This is a genomic window from Microbulbifer sp. MI-G, assembly GCF_030440425.1.
GTDB lineage: Bacteria > Pseudomonadota > Gammaproteobacteria > Pseudomonadales > Cellvibrionaceae > Microbulbifer > Microbulbifer spongiae.
The window spans coordinates 2,760,782-2,778,579 of record NZ_CP098023.1; the positions used below are offsets into that span (position 1 = coordinate 2,760,782).

General features: G+C 53.3%; 16 protein-coding genes and 1 pseudogene. 8 read left to right on the forward strand and 9 right to left on the reverse strand.

Translation table 11 applies throughout. The features are described from left to right. Window positions 1-35: 35 nt before the first annotated feature. The 3 genes from nfuA to curA form a co-directional block, all read right to left on the reverse strand. A complete protein-coding gene (gene nfuA, locus M8T91_RS11560) occupies window positions 36-626 on the reverse strand; it encodes a Fe-S biogenesis protein NfuA (RefSeq protein ID WP_301414315.1) in 591 nt (196 codons plus the stop codon). Window positions 627-737: 111 nt separating this feature from the next. Continuing rightward, window positions 738-1,418, reverse strand: a complete 681-nt coding sequence (locus M8T91_RS11565; protein ID WP_301414316.1) for a type 1 glutamine amidotransferase domain-containing protein — start codon at window positions 1,416-1,418, stop codon at window positions 738-740. Window positions 1,419-1,490: 72 nt separating this feature from the next. Then, a complete protein-coding gene (curA, locus tag M8T91_RS11570) occupies window positions 1,491-2,522 on the reverse strand; it encodes an NADPH-dependent curcumin/dihydrocurcumin reductase (RefSeq protein WP_301414317.1) in 1,032 nt (343 codons plus the stop codon). Window positions 2,523-2,832: 310 nt separating this feature from the next. Here curA and metH point away from each other — a divergent pair, with 310 nt between their 5' ends. Together metH and M8T91_RS11580 are read left to right on the forward strand one after the other, a co-directional pair. Beyond that, window positions 2,833-6,528 (forward strand): methionine synthase, encoded by a 3,696-nt coding sequence (gene metH / locus M8T91_RS11575; protein ID WP_301414318.1) that lies wholly within the window; start codon window positions 2,833-2,835, stop codon window positions 6,526-6,528. 4 nt (window positions 6,529-6,532) lie between these two features. Continuing rightward, on the forward strand, window positions 6,533-6,754 hold the full coding sequence (locus tag M8T91_RS11580) for a DUF2970 domain-containing protein (protein ID WP_301414319.1): 222 nt from the start codon (window positions 6,533-6,535) through the stop codon (window positions 6,752-6,754). A gap of 91 nt (window positions 6,755-6,845) precedes the next feature. On the opposite strand, the gene M8T91_RS11585 is transcribed toward M8T91_RS11580, so the two are convergent. After that, window positions 6,846-6,983, reverse strand: a complete 138-nt coding sequence (locus M8T91_RS11585) for a hypothetical protein (protein ID WP_301414320.1) — start codon at window positions 6,981-6,983, stop codon at window positions 6,846-6,848. A gap of 244 nt (window positions 6,984-7,227) precedes the next feature. Between M8T91_RS11585 and M8T91_RS11590 the strand changes: the two genes are divergently transcribed. From M8T91_RS11590 to csrA, 3 genes are all read left to right on the forward strand, one after another. Continuing rightward, a complete protein-coding gene (locus tag M8T91_RS11590) occupies window positions 7,228-8,889 on the forward strand; it encodes a nitrite/sulfite reductase (protein WP_301414321.1) in 1,662 nt (553 codons plus the stop codon). Further along, window positions 8,873-9,415, forward strand: coding sequence for a DUF934 domain-containing protein (locus M8T91_RS11595; protein ID WP_301414323.1), 543 nt, complete (start codon window positions 8,873-8,875; stop codon window positions 9,413-9,415). Before M8T91_RS11590 ends, M8T91_RS11595 begins: the two co-directional genes overlap by 17 nt. Before the next feature lie 700 nt (window positions 9,416-10,115). After that, the gene (gene csrA / locus M8T91_RS11600; RefSeq protein ID WP_301414324.1) at window positions 10,116-10,304 is read left to right on the forward strand and encodes a carbon storage regulator CsrA; all 189 of its coding nucleotides are present in this window, start codon (window positions 10,116-10,118) and stop codon (window positions 10,302-10,304) included. A gap of 161 nt (window positions 10,305-10,465) precedes the next feature. On the opposite strand, the gene M8T91_RS11605 is transcribed toward csrA, so the two are convergent. Beyond that, a protein-coding gene (locus M8T91_RS11605) for an IS5 family transposase (protein WP_301413852.1) occupies window positions 10,466-11,241 on the reverse strand; the annotation gives its coding sequence in 2 pieces (ribosomal slippage) (window positions 10,466-10,926 and window positions 10,926-11,241; 777 coding nt in all). A 1,175-nt stretch (window positions 11,242-12,416) separates the two neighbouring features. Here M8T91_RS11605 and M8T91_RS11610 point away from each other — a divergent pair. Further along, on the forward strand, window positions 12,417-13,121 hold the full coding sequence (locus M8T91_RS11610; protein WP_301414325.1) for a helix-turn-helix domain-containing protein: 705 nt from the start codon (window positions 12,417-12,419) through the stop codon (window positions 13,119-13,121). A 289-nt stretch (window positions 13,122-13,410) separates the two neighbouring features. On the opposite strand, the gene M8T91_RS11615 is transcribed toward M8T91_RS11610, so the two are convergent. Genes M8T91_RS11615 through M8T91_RS11630 form a run of 4 tightly spaced genes read right to left on the reverse strand, consistent with a single transcriptional unit; the run spans window position 13,411 to window position 16,908 of the window. Then, on the reverse strand, window positions 13,411-14,730 hold the full coding sequence (locus tag M8T91_RS11615; RefSeq protein WP_301414326.1) for a sensor histidine kinase: 1,320 nt from the start codon (window positions 14,728-14,730) through the stop codon (window positions 13,411-13,413). A 12-nt stretch (window positions 14,731-14,742) separates the two neighbouring features. Then, the gene (locus M8T91_RS11620) at window positions 14,743-15,471 is read right to left on the reverse strand and encodes a response regulator (RefSeq protein ID WP_301414327.1); all 729 of its coding nucleotides are present in this window, start codon (window positions 15,469-15,471) and stop codon (window positions 14,743-14,745) included. Between the two features lie 46 nt (window positions 15,472-15,517). After that, a complete protein-coding gene (locus tag M8T91_RS11625) occupies window positions 15,518-15,970 on the reverse strand; it encodes a DUF3019 domain-containing protein (protein WP_301414328.1) in 453 nt (150 codons plus the stop codon). An 11-nt stretch (window positions 15,971-15,981) separates the two neighbouring features. Next, window positions 15,982-16,908, reverse strand: coding sequence for a MipA/OmpV family protein (locus tag M8T91_RS11630; RefSeq protein ID WP_301414329.1), 927 nt, complete (start codon window positions 16,906-16,908; stop codon window positions 15,982-15,984). A 203-nt stretch (window positions 16,909-17,111) separates the two neighbouring features. Here M8T91_RS11630 and M8T91_RS11635 point away from each other — a divergent pair. Both M8T91_RS11635 and M8T91_RS18940 read left to right on the forward strand, forming a co-directional pair. Beyond that, a pseudogene (locus M8T91_RS11635) lies at window positions 17,112-17,357 on the forward strand (transposase); the annotation flags it as partial. Between the two features lie 5 nt (window positions 17,358-17,362). Then, window positions 17,363-17,533 carry an integrase core domain-containing protein gene (locus M8T91_RS18940; RefSeq protein ID WP_367317769.1) on the forward strand — a complete coding sequence of 57 codons (171 nt, stop codon included), beginning with the start codon at window positions 17,363-17,365 and terminating at the stop codon, window positions 17,531-17,533. The last annotated feature ends 265 nt before the right edge of the window (window positions 17,534-17,798 follow it).

The following is a 17,798-nucleotide window of genomic DNA, read 5'->3' on the forward strand; positions in this document are numbered from 1 at the left end:
GGCAAGGGAGCTGTCCCTATGCTGGCAGGGTCCAATTAATAATAAGCCTGGGACTTGTCGGAGTGGTCGGTAATATCTTTCACACCGGCAAGCTCGGGAATTTTTTCTTTCAGTGTTTTTTCAACGCCCTCTCTCAAAGTCATATCCACCATGCCACAGCCCTGGCAACCACCGCCAAACCGCAACACGGCGAATTTGTCCTCGGTGACCTCCACCAGGCTCACTTGCCCCCCATGGGCCGCCAGACCGGGGTTGATCTCGTTGTAGAGCACATAATTGATGCGATCCTCAATCGGGCTGTCATCGGTGATTTTGGGCATGCGGGAGTTGGGGGCGCGAATGGTGAGCTGCCCGCCCATTTTGTCCGGGGAATAGTCGACGCGGGCCTCATCCAGATAGGGCACACTGCGCCCTTCAAAGTAGGCCCTGAAACCGTTCATCTCCATGACCACATCGTCTTCCTCCTCTTCCCCCGGGCGGCAGTAGGCGATGCAGGTCTCGGCATTCGGCGTGCCCGGACTGGAGACAAACATGCGAATGGCAATACCCTCGCACTCCTGCTTGTCCAACAGCTCTTTCAGGTATGCCTGCGCGGATTCGGTAATGGTCACATTCAAATCTGACATAAGCCTTCTCAAATAACCGAGTTTCTCTGTCGGGTATTTTACGCCCCCAAGCGCACAAGGGAAACCGCTCTGTTTGCGGGGGGATGCGCGCGAGCAGCGCACCCCCCGGCCTCAGACCGGGATAAACCCCAACAGGGTCTCGGCAGCCTCCACAGAGGACGCGGGGTTCTGCCCTGTCACCAGCTTGCCATCCACCACCACATAAGGCGCCCAGTCCGCGCCCTTAGAATAGTGACCACCCCGGTCCCGGAGCATCTCCTCCACCAGAAAGGGCACCACGTCCAGCAGTTCCACTGCGGCCTCTTCAGAGTTCGAGAAGCCCGTGACACTCTTGCCGGATACCAGTGGCACGCCGCCTTTGCGCTGGGTATGGCGGAATACCGCGGGCCCATGGCACACCGCGCCAATGGGCTTGTCCGCCCCGTAGAAATCCTCGATCAGGGCGATGGACGCCCGGTCCTCTGCCAGGTCCCACAGGGGACCGTGCCCGCCCGGGTAGAACACCGCATCGAAATCCCGCGCGTGCAATTGGGCAAGTTTCACTGTATTGGCCAGCGCCTGTTGCGCCGCCCGGTCGCCGTGGAAGCGCCGGGTGGCCTCGGTCTGGAAATCCGGCTCGGCACTTTTGGGGTCCAGGGGGGGCTGTCCTCCTTCCGGGGAGGCCAGGGTAACTTCGGCGCCGGCGCCCTTAAAGACATAATAAGGGGCGGCAAACTCCTCCAGCCAGAAACCGGTTTGCCGGCCGGTTTCACCCAGTTTGTCGTGAGAGGTCAGTACCATCAGGATCTTCATCGCATTCTCCGCATGCTTCTGTGCCCCCGGCAGCCCATCGGCGTGCCGGGACGTCAATACAGACCGGGCAGGTCAGTCGTCGGCGCCTACACGCACCACCAACTTGCCAAAGTTTTCGCCCTGTAACAGGCCCATAAACGCCCGCGGGGCCCGCTCCAGGCCCCGCACAATATCCTCGCGATAGCGGATTTTGCCCTCGCCGACCCATTGGCCCAAAGCCTCACTGAATGCACCGAAGCGCGCATACTGGTCGAAGATGATAAAACCCTGGATTTTCAGGCGCTTGATCAGCACGTCGCGCATCAACAGGCTCATCCGATCGGGCCCCGGTGGCAGTGCAGTGGCATTGTACTGGGAGACCAGGCCGCACAGGGGGATGCGCGCAAAGTCATTCAGCAGTGGCAACACTGCGTCAAACACCGCACCGCCAACACTTTCAAAGTAGATATCGATTCCGCTGGGGCAGGCCGCGGCCAGCTGTTCGGGAAAGTCGGCATCGCGGTGATTGAGGCATCGATCAAATCCCAGTTCCTCCACCCCGTAGCGGCATTTCTCGATGCTGCCTGCAACACCGATGACACGACAGCCCTGGATCTTGCCGATCTGTCCCACCACCGACCCCACAGGCCCGGTGGCTGCCGCCACAACCAGGGTCTCATCCGGCCTCGGCTCACCAATTTCCAGCAGGCCAAAATAGGCCGTGATACCCGGCATGCCCAATACGCCCAGGGCATAGGAGGGATGATCGGGGTTGGCGCCCATATTGACGAGACCGGCACCATCAGAGAGCGCATAGTCCTGCCAGCCACTGTAGCCCAGTACCCAATCGCCAACCGCGTAGCCCGACAGGCGGGATTCGACAACACGGCTCACGGTGCCTCCCACCATGGTATCGCCGAGGGCGACAGGCTCCGAATAGGATTCTGCATCACTCATGCGGCCACGCATATAGGGGTCCAGGGATAAATACACTGTGCGCAGCAGCACCTGGCCGTCTTGGGGCTGTGGCACGGCCACCTCCTCAATACGGAAGTTATCCTCTCCGGGGGGGCCCTCGGGCCGGGAGGCAAGTATCACCCGGCGGTTCTTATCACTGGTTTGCATCCTGTTCCTCTCCTTGTGGCTGTGCAATCTGGAACGCCTGGTATGCGGGCGCATTTTATGGACATTCAGTACACCCCGCCGCCTCAATCTGGTTTTCCAGGCACGCAAAGGTAGTACCAGGCAGACGGAACGTCTAGGGCTTTATGGCCTACGCGCCAGACCCTGTAGGATACAGTGCCTGTAGCAGACAAAAATCGACCAGTGAAGTGGGCGCAGCGGTCGAAGGCAATCAGGTCGCCATCCGTCAAAGGGCGTGCCTGTGCTAAGATTGACGCCTTTCCCGCCCCCGACACCAAGTAAGGACTGGTACATGTTGCAGCCGTCTCGCAACCGGCGCCTCGAGCAACTCAACACGGCACTGGCTCAGCGTATCCTGATCCTGGATGGCGCCATGGGGACCATGATCCAAAGGGCAAAGCTGGGGGAGTCCGACTACCGGGGCGAGCGCTTCGCCGACTTTGCCCGGGACCTCAAGGGCAACAATGACCTGCTGAGCCTGACCCGCCCCGAACTGATCGAGCAGATCCATCGGGAATACCTGCAGGCGGGCGCCGACATTATCGAAACCAATACATTTAACGCGACCCGGCTGTCCCAGTCGGATTACGATATGGCGCATCTGGTGGAGGAGCTGAACCGCACCTCCGCCGAAATCGCCCGCCGCGCCGCGGATGCCCTCTCCACACCGGCGCGGCCCCGCTGGGTGGCCGGGGTGATCGGGCCCACTTCCCGCACCGCCAGTATCTCGCCGGATGTCAATGATCCCGGCGCGCGCAATGTGACTTTCGAGGCCCTGGTAGAGAACTACCTGGAAGCCGGGCGCGCCCTGGTCGAGGGCGGCAGCGACCTGATTCTGATCGAGACCATCTTCGATACCCTCAATGCCAAGGCGGCCATCTTCGCCATGCAACGGCTGTTCGAGACGCTGGGTTTTGAACTGCCGCTCATGCTCTCCGGCACCATTACCGATGCCTCCGGTCGCACCCTGTCCGGCCAGACCACCGAGGCGTTTTACTATTCCATCGCCCATGCCAAACCGCTTTCCGTGGGCCTCAACTGCGCCCTCGGCGCCACCGAGTTGCGCCCGTATATAGAGGCATTGTCAGGCGTCTGCACCGCCTATGTCTCCGCCCACCCCAATGCGGGCCTGCCCAACGAGTTTGGCGAATACGACGAAACCCCGGAGCAAACGGCCGCAATTGTGGCGGAGTTTGCCCGCAGCGGTTTTATCAATATCCTCGGTGGCTGCTGCGGTACCACCCCCGACCACATCCGCGCCATTGCCGGGGCAGTCGCCCCAGTGGCCCCGCGCCAGCCACCGGAGATCAAACCGGCCCTGCGCCTGTCCGGCCTGGAGCCCTTTGTCGCCGATGCAAGCGCGCTGTTTGTCAATGTGGGCGAGCGCTGCAACGTCACGGGTTCCGCCCGCTTCAAACGCCTGATTCTTGAGGAGGACTACGATACCGCCCTGCAGGTCGCCGCCACCCAGGTGGAAGACGGCGCTCAGGTGATCGATTTCAATATGGATGAGGCGATGCTCGATGCGCTCGCCGCTATGCGCCGTTTCCTCAACCTCGCCGCCACCGAACCGGACATCGCCAGGGTGCCGTTTATGGTGGACTCTTCCAAGTGGGCGGTGATCGAAGCGGGGCTGCAGTGCATCCAGGGCAAGCCCATCGTCAACTCCATCAGCCTCAAGGAAGGCAGGGAGGAGTTTATCGATAAAGCACGCTTGTGCCTGCGCTATGGCGCGGCTGTGGTGGTAATGGCCTTTGACGAGGAGGGCCAGGCGGATACCTTCGAACGCAAGATCGCAATCTGCCAGCGCAGCTACGATGTGCTCGTGCGGGAAGTCGGGTTCGATCCCACGGATATTATTTTTGACCCGAATATTTTCGCCGTCGCCACCGGTATCGAGGAGCACAACAATTACGCGGTGGACTTTATCCGGGCCTGCCGCTGGATTCGCAACAACCTGCCCGGTGCCCAGATCAGCGGCGGAGTCTCCAATGTCTCCTTCTCCTTTCGTGGCAACAACCCGGTGCGCGAGGCAATCCATTCGGTATTCCTGTTCCACGCTATCAAAGCCGGTCTCAATATGGGCATCGTCAACGCCGGCCAGCTGGCGGTCTACGACGAACTGCCGCAGGAACTGCGGGAAAAGGTCGAGGATGTCATTCTCAACCGCAGCAGTGAGGCCACCGAGGCCCTGCTGGATATCGCCCCCAACTATCAGGGCGAAGGCGGCGCCACCGCGCGCAAGGAGGACCTGAGCTGGCGCCAGCTATCGGTGAACGAGCGCCTGGCCCACGCCCTGGTAAAGGGCGTCAACAGCTATATCGAAGAGGACACCGAAGCGGCCCGCGCAATTGCCTCCCGCCCCCTGGACGTCATCGAAGGGCCGCTGATGGACGGGATGAATATCGTCGGCGACCTGTTTGGCGAGGGTAAGATGTTCCTGCCCCAGGTGGTGAAATCCGCCCGCGTGATGAAACAGGCGGTGGCCTACCTGCAGCCGTATATCGAGGCGGAAAAAACCGAAGACAGCCGTTCCAACGGCCGTATCCTGATGGCCACGGTAAAGGGCGATGTGCACGATATCGGCAAGAATATCGTGGGGGTGGTACTGGCCTGTAACAATTACGAGGTCATCGATCTCGGTGTGATGGTGCCCGCCGAGACCATCCTGCAGACCGCGCGGGAAAAAGCCTGCGACATCATTGGCCTGTCCGGCCTGATCACCCCCTCCCTGGATGAAATGGTGCATGTGGCAGCCGAAATGGAGCGCCAGGGGTTTGATATGCCCCTGCTGATCGGCGGCGCCACCACCTCCAAGGCACATACCGCCGTCAAGATTGAGCCCCAGTTCAAGCGCAACCAGGTGGTCTATGTGGCCGACGCCTCCCGCGCAGTGGGAGTGGCCAGCAGCCTGATTTCCGATACGCTGCGCCCGCCCTTTGTAGAAAAAATACGCGCTGAGTACGAAAAAGTGCGCCACCGCACCGCCAACCGCAAGCGCAACGATACCCCCCTGACCTATATGCAGGCGCGCGATGCGGCGCCGGAATTTGACTGGCAGAACTACCGCCCTACCCGACCCAACAAACTGGGCCTCACGGTCATTGACGATTTTCCCCTGCAAAAGCTGCTCGACACCCTGGACTGGACGCCCTTTTTTATTGCCTGGGATCTGGCGGGAAAATTCCCCGGCATTCTGGACGATGCCATCGTGGGTGAAGCCGCCACGGATCTCTACAGGAATGCGCAGCGCATGCTGGACGAAATAATCCAGCAAAAACGCCTGCGCGCCCGCGCCGTGTTCGGGCTCTGGCCCGCCAACAGCATCGGCGACGATATCATTGTCTACAAAGACGAAAACCGCAGTGCAGAGCTGGCGCGCCTGCACCACATGCGTCAACAGGTGCAAAAGCGCGGGGGCGATGGGCTGTGCCGCTCCCTGGCAGACTTTGTCGCCCCACTGGCATCCGGCCAAATGGATTATGTGGGGGGCTTCGCGGTCACCACCGGTATCGGCGTGGATGCGCTGGCGGACAGCTACGCCGCCAAACACGACGACTACAACGCCATTATGGTCAAAGCCCTGGCAGACCGATTGGCGGAGTCTTTCGCCGAAACCCTGCACCGCCAGGTGCGCACGGAATACTGGGGCTATGCACCGGACGAGGCGCTCAGCAATGCACAGTTGATCAAAGAGGCCTATCGGGGTATTCGCCCCGCCCCCGGTTACCCGGCCTGCCCGGATCATTCGGAAAAAGCCACCCTGTTCAAATTGCTGCAGGCGGAGCAAAATGCAGGGGTCAGCCTCACCGAGCACTTTGCCATGATGCCTGCAGCGGCAGTGAGTGGCTGGTACTTTGCCCATCCGCAGGCAAAGTACTTCAATGTCGGCAAAATCGGCAGGGACCAGCTGCAAAGCCTGGCAGAACGCAAAGGGGTCAGCGCGCGGGAACTGGCGCGCTGGCTGCGCCCCAATCTTGAGGAGTGAGCCTGTGCAAGAGAGCAACGGCAAGAAAGCAGACAAGCCCGGCTTTGGCCAGATAGTGCTCAGCACCCTGGCGGCCGCCATCGGTGTGCAGAGCAACAAGAACCGCAAGCGGGACTTTCAGAGCGGCAGCGTGATGCACTACCTGGTAGCCGGCATCGTTTTTACAATCCTGTTTGTGCTGATCCTGGCGGGGATTGTGAAGGGCGTGCTCAGCAATATGGGCTGAGCGGCGCACTTGCGCGGTCGCGGTATGCAGCCCCGGCCAGCGCTTGAGGAGGGTTTGCCCGGCACCGCTCAGCTCCGGGCCTGGGGGCCGACTATCGGGTGGCGACCCAGAAAACACAGGTAACGACGAACACAGCCACCAGTGCCACGGCGGCGAGGGCGTCTACGACGTTGTCATCTTCCGGGGCGGCAACAACTTCATCACTCATCGAATCTCTCCGATTGCTCATTATTGTTATTCAACGCAGATAGGCCGTTGGCAACGGCCAGTCAAGTAGACCAAATCCCCGCGGGGGGCGCAAGGCGGACCTGCTGGACCCACCACCTACCTTATAACCGTTGGTTACAGACATAGCGAAAAATATTGTTATTTTTTGCATAAGCGCGCTGGTATGTTATGCGCCATCGGAGGACCGCCCGGGGCTCGCCCCTTTCTCCGCCACCAGCGCACACAGGCAATGGAATCAAGCTGTAATGTATCGATACGATGATCGGGACCGCGCCATACTCAATGACCGCGTGGCCCAGTTCCGCGGCCAGACGCAACGCTACCTCGCAGGCGAGCTGAGTGAGGAGCAGTTCCTGGTGCTGCGACTGCAAAATGGCCTCTATATCCAGCGGCTGGCCCCCATGCTCCGCATCGCCGTGCCCTACGGCCTCCTCAACAGCACCCAGCTGCGCCGCCTGGCCCGCATAAGCCGCGACTACGATAAGGGCTACGCGCACTTCACCACGCGCCAGAACCTGCAGTTCAACTGGCCGCACCTGGAAGATGTGCCCGATATCCTCGCCGAACTGGCCGAGGTGGAAATGCACGCAGTGCAGACCAGCGGCAACTGTATCCGCAACACCACCTCGGACCCCTTCGCGGGCATCGCCCCCGACGAGATTGCCGATCCCCGCCCCTACTGCGAATTGATCCGCCAGTGGTCCAGCTTCCACCCGGAATTCGCCTTCCTGCCGCGCAAATTCAAGATCGCGGTGAGCGGTTCCCAACAGGACCGCGCCGCCATCCGGGTACACGATATCGGCGTGCAGATCACCAAGCGCGACAGCGACCTGGGATTCCAGATACTCGTTGGCGGCGGCCAGGGACGCACGCCGGTGATTGCCGAAACCATCCGCGACTTCCTGCCGGAAGCGGACCTGCTCCCCTACCTGGAAGCCATTGTCCGCGTTTACAATCGCCTCGGCCGCCGCGACAACAAGTACAAGGCGCGCATCAAAATCCTGGTGAAAGCCCTGGGTCCCGAGGAGTTTGGCCGCCGGGTGGAAGAGGAGTGGCAGCAGGGTAAAGACGGCGCAGAAAAACTGACCCCGCAGGCGCTGCAGTGGGCCAGATCCTTCTTCACCGCCCCCGCCTACAAAACCTTCGACGGCAGCGCCAGCGAAGCCGCCCTGCAACAGCAGGCAGAGGGTGACAGAGCCTTCGCGCGCTGGCTGGAGCGCAACACCTATTGCCACCGGGTAGCGGGTTACCGCGCCATCAAGTTATCCACCAAACCCACCGGCGTCCCCCCCGGCGATGTGACCGACCGCCAACTGGATGCCATTGCCGATCTCGCCGACGCGTTCAGTTTTGGCGAGGCGCGGGTCACCCACGATCAGAATGTGGTGCTCGCCGATGTTGAGCAGGGCAGGCTCTACGCACTATGGCAGCAGGCGCGCCAACACGGTTTCGCCACCCCGAATATCGGCACCCTCACCGATATGATCTGCTGCCCCGGTGGTGACTACTGCTCCCTGGCCAATGCCAAATCCATCCCGGTGGCGGAGGCGATCCAGCGCCGCTTTGACGACATGGATTACCTCTACGACCTGGGCGATCTGAACCTGAATATCTCCGGCTGTATGAACGCCTGTGGCCACCACCATGTGGGGCATATCGGCATTCTCGGCGTGGATAAGAAAGGCCAGGAGTTCTACCAGATCCAGCTCGGCGGCAGCGCCGCCAATGATGCCAGCCTGGCCAGGGTGCTGGGGCCCAGTTTCTCCCGCGCGGAAGTCCCGGAGGTGATCGGCAAGATCCTCGACCTCTATGTGCAACAGCGCCGCACCGCCGAGTCGTTTCTCGACACCTACAAGCGCATTGGCCTGCAGCCCTTCAAGGAGAGCGTCTATGCCAAAGCCGGCTAAACCGGGCCCGCAGCCGGGCAACCCCAGCGAGCTGATTATCGACGGCGAGATCCTCCCCAACCAGTGGCGCTTGCTGGCGCAAACAGCGGCGGGGGAAAGCCCCGATATTCCGGCTGCAGGAAAGGTGATTTTGCCCCTGCGCCAGTGGCAGGCCCAGCGCCGGGCGCTCACCGCGCGCAGTGACGAAATCGGCGTATGGCTCGACAGCGACGAGGGCGCGGAATCGATTGGCGCTGCGGCGGCCCAATGCCCGCTGATCGCCGTGCACTTTCCCGCCTTCGCCGATGGCCGCGGCTTCACCACAGGCCGTTTGTTACGCGAGCGCTTCGGCTTCAAGGGCGAGTTGCGCGCCGTGGGCGGTTTTATGCGCGACCAGCTTACCTATCTGCGGCGCTGCGGTTTTAACGCCTACGCTTTCGAGGGTGACGAGCCCCTCGCCAGCCTGCACGACTCCCTACACGACTTCAGCGACAGCTACCAGGCCGGTGTGGACCAGCCGCTGCCCCTGTTCCGACGCCGCCTGTAAACCGGCGTTTAACGCCCCCCTGCCAGGGTGCTGGATGCTTCCAGGGAAGCGAAAAAAGCATGGCAGTGGCAACCGCACATCAACAGCCCGCCCGCTGCTGTGCCATGGCAACACCGGGACAGGCGCTGACAAGAGTCAATGCTACTTGTAGGTTTCAGGCGGAAATTGCCATTTTTCTAGGCACGGGCGGTTAGAAATATAGGCATCAAAATAATCTTATTGGATTGCATTTAGTTTTCTTTCATGTCAAAACGGCGTAGAAACCAAAGGCATTTTTTGATATTTGGGCCAGTTTTTGCGAGCCAATAGCGCAAGGGGCCCAAAAAGCCCAGGCAGTTTCCAGCCCGGGCATAGTCTCTAAAGCCCTCCCTGCAACAGGAGAACGGTACGTGACCTAAGCGTAAGTAAAAGGCGCTGACCCAAGGTGCTCGAACACCAGGGGCCAGCTAACCAAATTGATACATGAACTATCAAAATGGCTCTATGGATAATACGCTAGAAGCCCGCTCGTCTTCAATAAAGTGGGACATTACCAGACGCCAGGGGTGGTTGCCCAGGCTCTGGAAGCGTTGCACGCGCCTGTTTTGCTTTACCGCCTACCGTTCCCGTGCCCCACCCTGCTTTGCCTCCCGTCGTTATTTTCCAGCTATTCCCATCACGAAAAATCACTCCAGGATTTGCGATCCGGAAGGAAAGACTTATGTTGGTTGTAAAACGCCGGCCAGGCGAGAACCTCAGAATTGGAAAAAATGTTTCCGTCACCGTATTGGGTATTTCCGGCAATCAGGTCAGGGTGGGCATCGCGGCTCCCAAATCCCTGCCCGTGCACCGGGAAGAAGTGTATCTGCGTATTCAAAAGGAGCGGGCGCTGGACAGTGAAAATGGTTGAGAAACGGATTCTCCCGATAGGGAGGGTCCGTCATACTACCGGGCCGGATGGAAAGAATACCCCTCTCCCAAGACACGCTGTGAATACATCCTTGTACGTTCGTAATCGGCATCCATGTCTCATACGATCCTGTGAGAGGGGTATTCTTCCTTCCTGCTCTACTAGGGCCTGTTCACACTAATTAAAGTATCGACAATAAGCGCAAAGTGAATAAAAAATGTGAAAACGACATCCAGTTTGTCAAAACGAGAGAAAATTCTTCTGAAGCCCTTCAGGCGTCGAAACAGCCTCTCCACTTCATTTCGTTTTTTGTACGCCTCCACGTCGTATTTCCAGGTGCTCATTCGGTTACTCTTCGGTGGCACGACAGGTTCCATGCCCAGATCGAATACCAACTGCCGGGTTTCATTACCCTCGTAGGCCTTGTCCATGATCACTTTGGCACCATCCCAACCGCGGTTATCAAGGCTTTTCAGCAGCTTTCGGCCCTCCGGAGCGTCTCCAGCCTGCCCCGGTGACAGAGAAAATACTACGGCGCGGTTGTGGTCGGCTGCAACCATATGAATCTTGGTGATCCATCCTGCTCGTGATTTGCCGATAGATTGAGGACCGTTTTTTTTAACGCGCCAGTGCCATCTGGATGAACTTTAACAGCCGTAGAATCAAGAGAGATATGATCGACCTGGATATTGATCACATTATTTTCCTGGAGGGCCAGAAAGACCCTATCCAGTACACCTTGCTTGGCCCAACGATTCGCCCGCATGTAGACGCTGTGCCAACGGCCGAATTTCTTGGGCAGACCTCGCCATTTGCAACCATGCTCGGCTATGTAAAGAATGGCGTTCAGCACTTGTAAGTTGGATATTTTCACGTTACCGCGCTGAAGGGGCAGAAAATCTTCGATAATTTTGTATTGTTGCGCTGTAATTTCCATGAGGGGATTATACAGGATTTAGTGTGAACAGACCCTAGTAAATCGCCAACACTCTGCATTATTCATGGACGTGCCCGCCCATCAGGTCCAATTAGCGAGCCAGTAGAAATCGCAGCTGGGAAGGAAAACTCAGCACCCATTGGCGAATGGGTACTTCTGAAAAGACTTCATCCATGCTTTCTGCCAGCAAGCGGTTGTATTGCCGTGGCGGTCTGTGGGGTATAGAGACAGGGCAAACGCCCTACCATTGTCGCAAGCGCTTTCCCCTAAAGCCTGGACCCCGCTGTGGATGCCATACGCGGATCGGGTTAGGTGCCCCATGGATTATCGGGCCCCTCGATCAATGGGTGTGTTGATGCAAGGGCAAGCCAGTTAGTTAGGCCATTTCGCTTTTTATCCCCGCTTGCATGGTGGAGCGCATACGGGTTAAAGCGCCCTTTTCATTGGTGATGATTGCGATACCGGCAGTAACCGGGCGGTGATGCACATTACACATAGTTTCACTTCCTGCTGTCTTTTGCAGATTCTTGGTGGCAGCGCGCAATAGCGTTGCGCACGCTTGGCGCAATGGTAAGCTCATCAATTTTCATGTATATTCCCGCTGTTTACAATAATGCTTAAATGGCGTGAATATAAAGTAATCCAAAACGCCTGCAGTGGTAAGGCCATTGTTACAATAGTGTGCAAAAAGAGCGTATTAGAGTAGGTAGAACATAAAAATTGTATAGTCCGGTGGATACAAAAGCGGTTAGGGCAATGCCCGACCACAAGAACATTGTCATTAAGCGAGAAAAAGCCACATTAGGTTACAACCTATGGCAACTCGTTCCATAACGAAGTCAGAATAGAGTGCGTTATTAAGCATTAACAATCCCGTTTGGCTCAGCTACATACCATTGCAATACCAAGAGATATTGCGAGCGTGCTTACGAATGGCGAGGGTTATTGGGCAGTGTGCCTTCCAAGCATTGTGATAAAGTTTACCGAGTCAGTCTTGGTATTGAAGAGCGCCTAAAATAGATAATTTTGTTTTTCACAACAGTGCTTGGACAACTTCAAGCAATATTCCTAAGTATTCGTGGGTTATTCTAATAGTATTCCTGTTAAGACTTGCGAAGAATATTGGAGGTCAAGTCGATGAGATTAAAGATTAAATTATATCAAGGAAATTTATAATGAAATTTGGTGTATACCTTCGAAGCCTAAGAGAAAAAACGGGCTGGACTCAGCCTGAAGCCGCTGAAAAAATTGAAATTGAGCAATCATATTTGTCAAAACTTGAGACTGGCAAGTGTTTTCCATCGGAAGATATATTTTCAAAGTTAAGCAGTGTTTATCACATTGATGCGCAGCAAATGAGCGAGACGATAGATTCCAATGAACTGGAAAAGTTAAAAGAAGTGAGTGAAGTGCGTAAAGTGGTGTTGGCAAAGCATCAATCTCACAAGTTAGCATTTCGGCGATGGCTAATCACTGGATTGGTGTTCCTTATGTTCGGCGGTGCGTTAATGGGTGCCAGTACATTAAGTGGCACTGAACGCCAGTATCACTATCGCAGTCAAGGTGTTTTGCTGGCTGGAGAGAGCTTGGATGCCTTCTCAATTCTTAACATGAGCACCAGCGGCTCTAAAGATGAGCGTCGTGATTTTGACAAACTGAAGCAGGAAATGACAAGTCGAGTTGATCAGCTGGATAATATTTCATCTATTAATCGCGGCAGGACTTATCTCGAAGAGGTCGATGGAGGCAAACGCCTTTATAAACTGTACGCAGATCCTTATGTTGGCGTTAATACAATACTGCAATGGTTTATTATACCGGCAATGATGTTTTTAGCTGGCAGCCTTGGTTGTTTTTTTATTAGTTATCGCTGGCGGTAATTGGCTATTCGATTTAATGAATAATGGCTAATAAAGAATGCGGATTAGGGGCTAATCCGCATTAGAATATTAAGTATAGTAGCTCAGAATTGAGCTGAAAGTAACCGGTTTTGCAAACGGTACTCTGTCAGGTCAGGTCAGGTCAGGTCAGGTTCAGTGACTGTTTTTGAAATTGATCTTTGTATACATCAATACTATAGCTCACGAAAACAAATAGTGGAAAACCACTTCACATAACCAATAAAAACGTGCAACAATCCAATATTGAATAGCCGACTTAAAAGTGCGGTTAATTTCTAAGTAATGCAACAATAAAGCAAGCACCGCCTAACTTGGTTGAATTTTCAATAACCAGTTTCCCTTGATGCCAATCCAATACACGTTTGACCAGTGCTAAACCAATACCATGGCCACCAGTTTTAGTTTTATACTGATCACCACGGACAAAAGGTTTTACTATTTTTTCTCGCAGTGAAACATCAATGCCCTTGCCGTTATCATGAACATATATCTTGCAATAATTGTCTTCATTCATGCATTCGATGAGTACTTGCCCACCTCCATAAGTCAGTGCATTTTGAAGGAGATTATTTATAATCATTTTAATATAAAAGGCATCAGCCTGAATCGTTAAATTCCGGGGCTCATACGCAAATGAGATGTTTTCTTCAAATGGATTATTCGCCTTTATACACTGGGTAATCAATAGCACTAAATCAACAGTATTACTATGCAAGGACACCATGATTTGGTCTAAGCGGGCATAAGTTAACAGGGTTTCAACCAGGGTTGTCATATCGTCAATATGATCGCTGATCTTTTCTTGATACTTTTGCCTAAGCATCGGATCACTTTCCTCGGCAAGTGTATCAATACCAAAACGAATACGTGCCAGAGGCGTTCGTAAATCATGTGATACTGCACTGCTCAGTAACTTCACATCATCCACCAAACTTTCAATCCGATATGCCATCTGGTTAAATTCCGCCTCGATTTCCTTAAGATAAGAAAACTTTCTGGGCGGAATTCGTTGCTGCAGATCCCCCTGGCCAAAACGTTTTGCTGCGTGCCTCAACGATAACAATTGTTGTATTAAAGGAAACACCCAGAGTAAAAACAAGAGCAGTAACGCAATATAAAAACCGATGGTAAATCCGTATTCTCGGGTTGATATTGCAGGCAAAAAATAGGATTTTGGTGCTTTTATCAATAACACTTCTTGCGATTGCTTTAGAGGGAAATACCAGGTTAAATGCTTTTTTGTCTCTAGCAGCAAGGGCTCACCTTGCTCCATTTGAAGTGCGAGCGGGTTAGGCATAGGCAAATCAGTCCTTAATAATAGGCTTAATTCAAAGGGCAAATGTTCTGCTTCACTCTGCACTGATAAATTTTCGTTAATGGCGGTTTGCCAATGTTCAATATATTGCGCTCGCGAAGGAAAGTTAGCCAATGAGTTTGACCATTGATAACCAAAATCTTCTATCATCTTGGCCTTATCAACATCTCTTATCAGGGAATGATTTTGCGCATATAAATAATCAAACAGCCAACCCAGACCAGCGCTAGCCAGAAAGACGAATAACAGCAATGAGTACAATAAAGTGCGCATATGCTTCTTTCGCTACCAGGCATCTTTGGCAAAGAGATAGCCTTTACCCCAAACCGTCACAATACGGTGAGGCTCACTTGGGCAATCACCCAATTTTTTACGCAGTCGCGATACTTTAAGATCTATTGAACGATCAAAGCCATCATATTCAAATCCTCGCAGCTCACTCACCAACTCGTTTCTAGAAACGAGTTGCCCCGCTTTACTTGCCAATAACCACAACAGATCAAATTCATTGGAGGAAATTTTTAGCACTTTGCCTTGCAAAGAAACTTTCATGGCTTTCTTATCAATACAAAGTTGATTAAAGACAAGCTGGCTTTCATTATTATTTGGCATTAAATAATGGTTTAATTCTTGTTGGCGAGCAATATACTTACGAATACGCGTGAGTAAGGCACGTGCCCGCACAGGCTTTGTCAAATAATCATCGGCACCCATTTCAAGCCCTAAAACCTCGTCTATTTCTTCATCTCGCGCAGTCACCATAATAATCGCATTTTTAAATTCTGGCCGTACCGCTTTACAGACATCCACGCCGTCCAGATTAGGCAACATGCCATCGAGAATAACCACATCGGGATTAAGCGCTTGTATAAGTTTGACCGCTTGCTGACCACAGCCTGTGACATCTACTTGATAGCCCTTGGCAACAAGGTAATCCTGCATCCATTGGGCTAAATCAATATCGTCTTCAATCAGAAGAATATGCCCTGAGCTTTGTAAGGAAGCGTTAGTCACTGATGCGCTTATCTCTTTTATGAATAAATTATTGCTCTGTTAATTATTAAAACATTCGCCAAGATAATCTTGAGCGGACATTTTTCTTATATACCCATGCCATTTCCAATTCAGCAGCTACCAGTCTTACCCGCTGTTTGTCATCTTTTTCTGTTAGATAGAAGATCACATTAGTATTTGAAACAATTTCTTTTGCATAGTGACCTTGCCTTGCTTCTGACCAGCACGCCAAGTGTAAGTCTTGTTGACTGGAAAAAAGACAGTACGCCCCTTTTTTATTTGCTGACCACTGCACATCAATATCTACATAACACTTTTGACCATAATGAAGCGCAATACACTGCTTGGGCGACAGTTTTAATGTTGCCGACGGCTTGGTAGTATTCACAGCTTGCGCAAACGAACTAGCACTCAAAGAAATTACCAGCCCAATAATAACAAGGCTATGAAATAGTGCAAAATGCACCAGCAATGCGATGTTTTTAATAAGAAGTTTCATGAGTCCCCCTACTAAAATACATAGCTAACAAGTAAGCCAAATTCAGTGATATCTTCTTTTCTTTCTGGTGATGCAATAATTAGTTTCACAATGGGGCTATCCGTGATACTGCTTGATATATTGGTGTAGCGATAATAAGTTTCAAACAATATATTTTCACTGATAGGGTAGCTTGCACCAATCTGCCCAACAAAATCAATGCCGGCCCCTGCCTGGTAATCGGGGAAATCCAATTGACTTTGCAACTCTGTAGTAGAGTAATAATAATCCAGAATTTCTTCTGAACGATAAACGAGTCCGGCAGAGACGTAAACTTCCCAGTTTTTTATCTGCCATGCATTAGAGGCAAATAAGGACGCATATACACCATCATTATACTCATCATTAAACGAATATGGCGCAACCACAAGTTGCAATAATTGATTTTCAAACAGCCCCGTAGCCCTCAACCCCAGCATTTCTGAGCTTTTTATTTTTTCTTCTTGATGAAACCCCGATTGTCCGTAGCTATATTTGTTACGCCCATGAGCACGCACCGAGGTTAAGTCAAACTGCCACTGTTCGGTATTGTAGAAATTAAATCCAATATTTAAACCTTGATCTAGTCTATTTGCGTCAGAAGAAGCTTCAACAAAAAAGCCCCACTTGACTTGATATCGCCCACTAACGAATAATGCAGGCTTTTTTACTTCGTCGTCATAGAAACCTTCCTCGATTTTGTAGCCAAAGCCTACTTTTAAGTATCCCCCTTGAAAGTCATCGCTCTGAGGCCCTGAACCACTGCCCCCCTCAGGTGTGGTCGGGGCGTGAGTTTGACTTGAATTCGCTGCTTCAATCAATTGCTCTTGATGAGCATTAAGAATACTGGCTGCAGATGAGTAACTGATTAAACTGGCGCACAAAAGTGATATAGCGCGTATCCAATGAGAGTTTGCCATAGTGTTTCCCAAACTTTTCATTATGTTAACAGGGAAAGAATAGAAGAGTTAATGCTAAAAAGGCGTACCACTGATTGTCAACCTGTATCAATTTGTATCTACTTCCTGTTTATGATCATTGATCGGCATTGACCTTTCCCCCTAAATTAACACCATGACCTCGATGAGATTTTCAATTAACCTAACGGGATGGAGATCTCACAATGAAAAAGCACTATACAGAAGAACAAATCATCAAAGAGCACGAAGCGGGCGCCAAGGTTGATGATATCTGCCGTAATCTCGGCATATCCACGGGTACTTTCTACAACTGGCGAAGCAAGTACGTAGGCCTGGAGGTCAATGAGGCCAAGCTGCTGCGGGAGCTAGAAGCTAAGAACAACAAACTTAAGCGGCTTCTGGCTGACAAGCTGCTCGAAGTCGAAGCAATGAAGGACGTGCTCTCAAAAATGTGGTGAAGCCCATTGGCTGGAAGCAGAGTGAGTGTTTGAATCGCCATTGGTTCAGAACACTAGATGAAGCTCGCTGGGAAATCGATCAGTGGCGAGAACTCTACAACACCATCAGGCCGCACAGCTCACTCGACTATATACCGCCAGTTGAGTTTGCTCAAAAGATGGCGTAATTTATCGGAATCTCATCCTGTGGATGGTACTAATGCAGGGGAAAGATCAGACCAGCAGAGACGTCGGCACCGTAAATCTCTTTGAAGGCGTCGACGATGTTGCGGGTGCTCATGCCAAGTCCTCACGCGTTGCTCCCTTCTGCAAACTCCAAGTTACTCCTCCCTTATGCGATCAGCCATACACTGGGAGCCCTCCATGGCACCGCACGATAAGGCGTTCTATGAAGCGATGGGTAAGCGTATCGCCACCTTCAGGAAGGCACAG

What these genes read in the sequence shown, in the direction of transcription:
- nfuA (WP_301414315.1), bottom strand. Translation starts at nt 626, where the DNA reads ATGTCAGATTTGAATGTGACCATTACCGAATCCGCGCAGGCATACCTG.
- M8T91_RS11565 (WP_301414316.1), bottom strand. Translation starts at nt 1,418, where the DNA reads ATGAAGATCCTGATGGTACTGACCTCTCACGACAAACTGGGTGAAACC.
- curA (WP_301414317.1), bottom strand. Translation starts at nt 2,522, where the DNA reads ATGCAAACCAGTGATAAGAACCGCCGGGTGATACTTGCCTCCCGGCCC.
- metH (WP_301414318.1), top strand. Translation starts at nt 2,833, where the DNA reads ATGTTGCAGCCGTCTCGCAACCGGCGCCTCGAGCAACTCAACACGGCA.
- M8T91_RS11585 (WP_301414320.1), bottom strand. Translation starts at nt 6,983, where the DNA reads ATGAGCAATCGGAGAGATTCGATGAGTGATGAAGTTGTTGCCGCCCCG.
- M8T91_RS11590 (WP_301414321.1), top strand. Translation starts at nt 7,228, where the DNA reads ATGTATCGATACGATGATCGGGACCGCGCCATACTCAATGACCGCGTG.
- M8T91_RS11595 (WP_301414323.1), top strand. Translation starts at nt 8,873, where the DNA reads ATGCCAAAGCCGGCTAAACCGGGCCCGCAGCCGGGCAACCCCAGCGAG.
- csrA (WP_301414324.1), top strand. Translation starts at nt 10,116, where the DNA reads ATGTTGGTTGTAAAACGCCGGCCAGGCGAGAACCTCAGAATTGGAAAA.
- M8T91_RS11610 (WP_301414325.1), top strand. Translation starts at nt 12,417, where the DNA reads ATGAAATTTGGTGTATACCTTCGAAGCCTAAGAGAAAAAACGGGCTGG.
- M8T91_RS11615 (WP_301414326.1), bottom strand. Translation starts at nt 14,730, where the DNA reads ATGCGCACTTTATTGTACTCATTGCTGTTATTCGTCTTTCTGGCTAGC.
- M8T91_RS11625 (WP_301414328.1), bottom strand. Translation starts at nt 15,970, where the DNA reads ATGAAACTTCTTATTAAAAACATCGCATTGCTGGTGCATTTTGCACTA.
- M8T91_RS11630 (WP_301414329.1), bottom strand. Translation starts at nt 16,908, where the DNA reads ATGGCAAACTCTCATTGGATACGCGCTATATCACTTTTGTGCGCCAGT.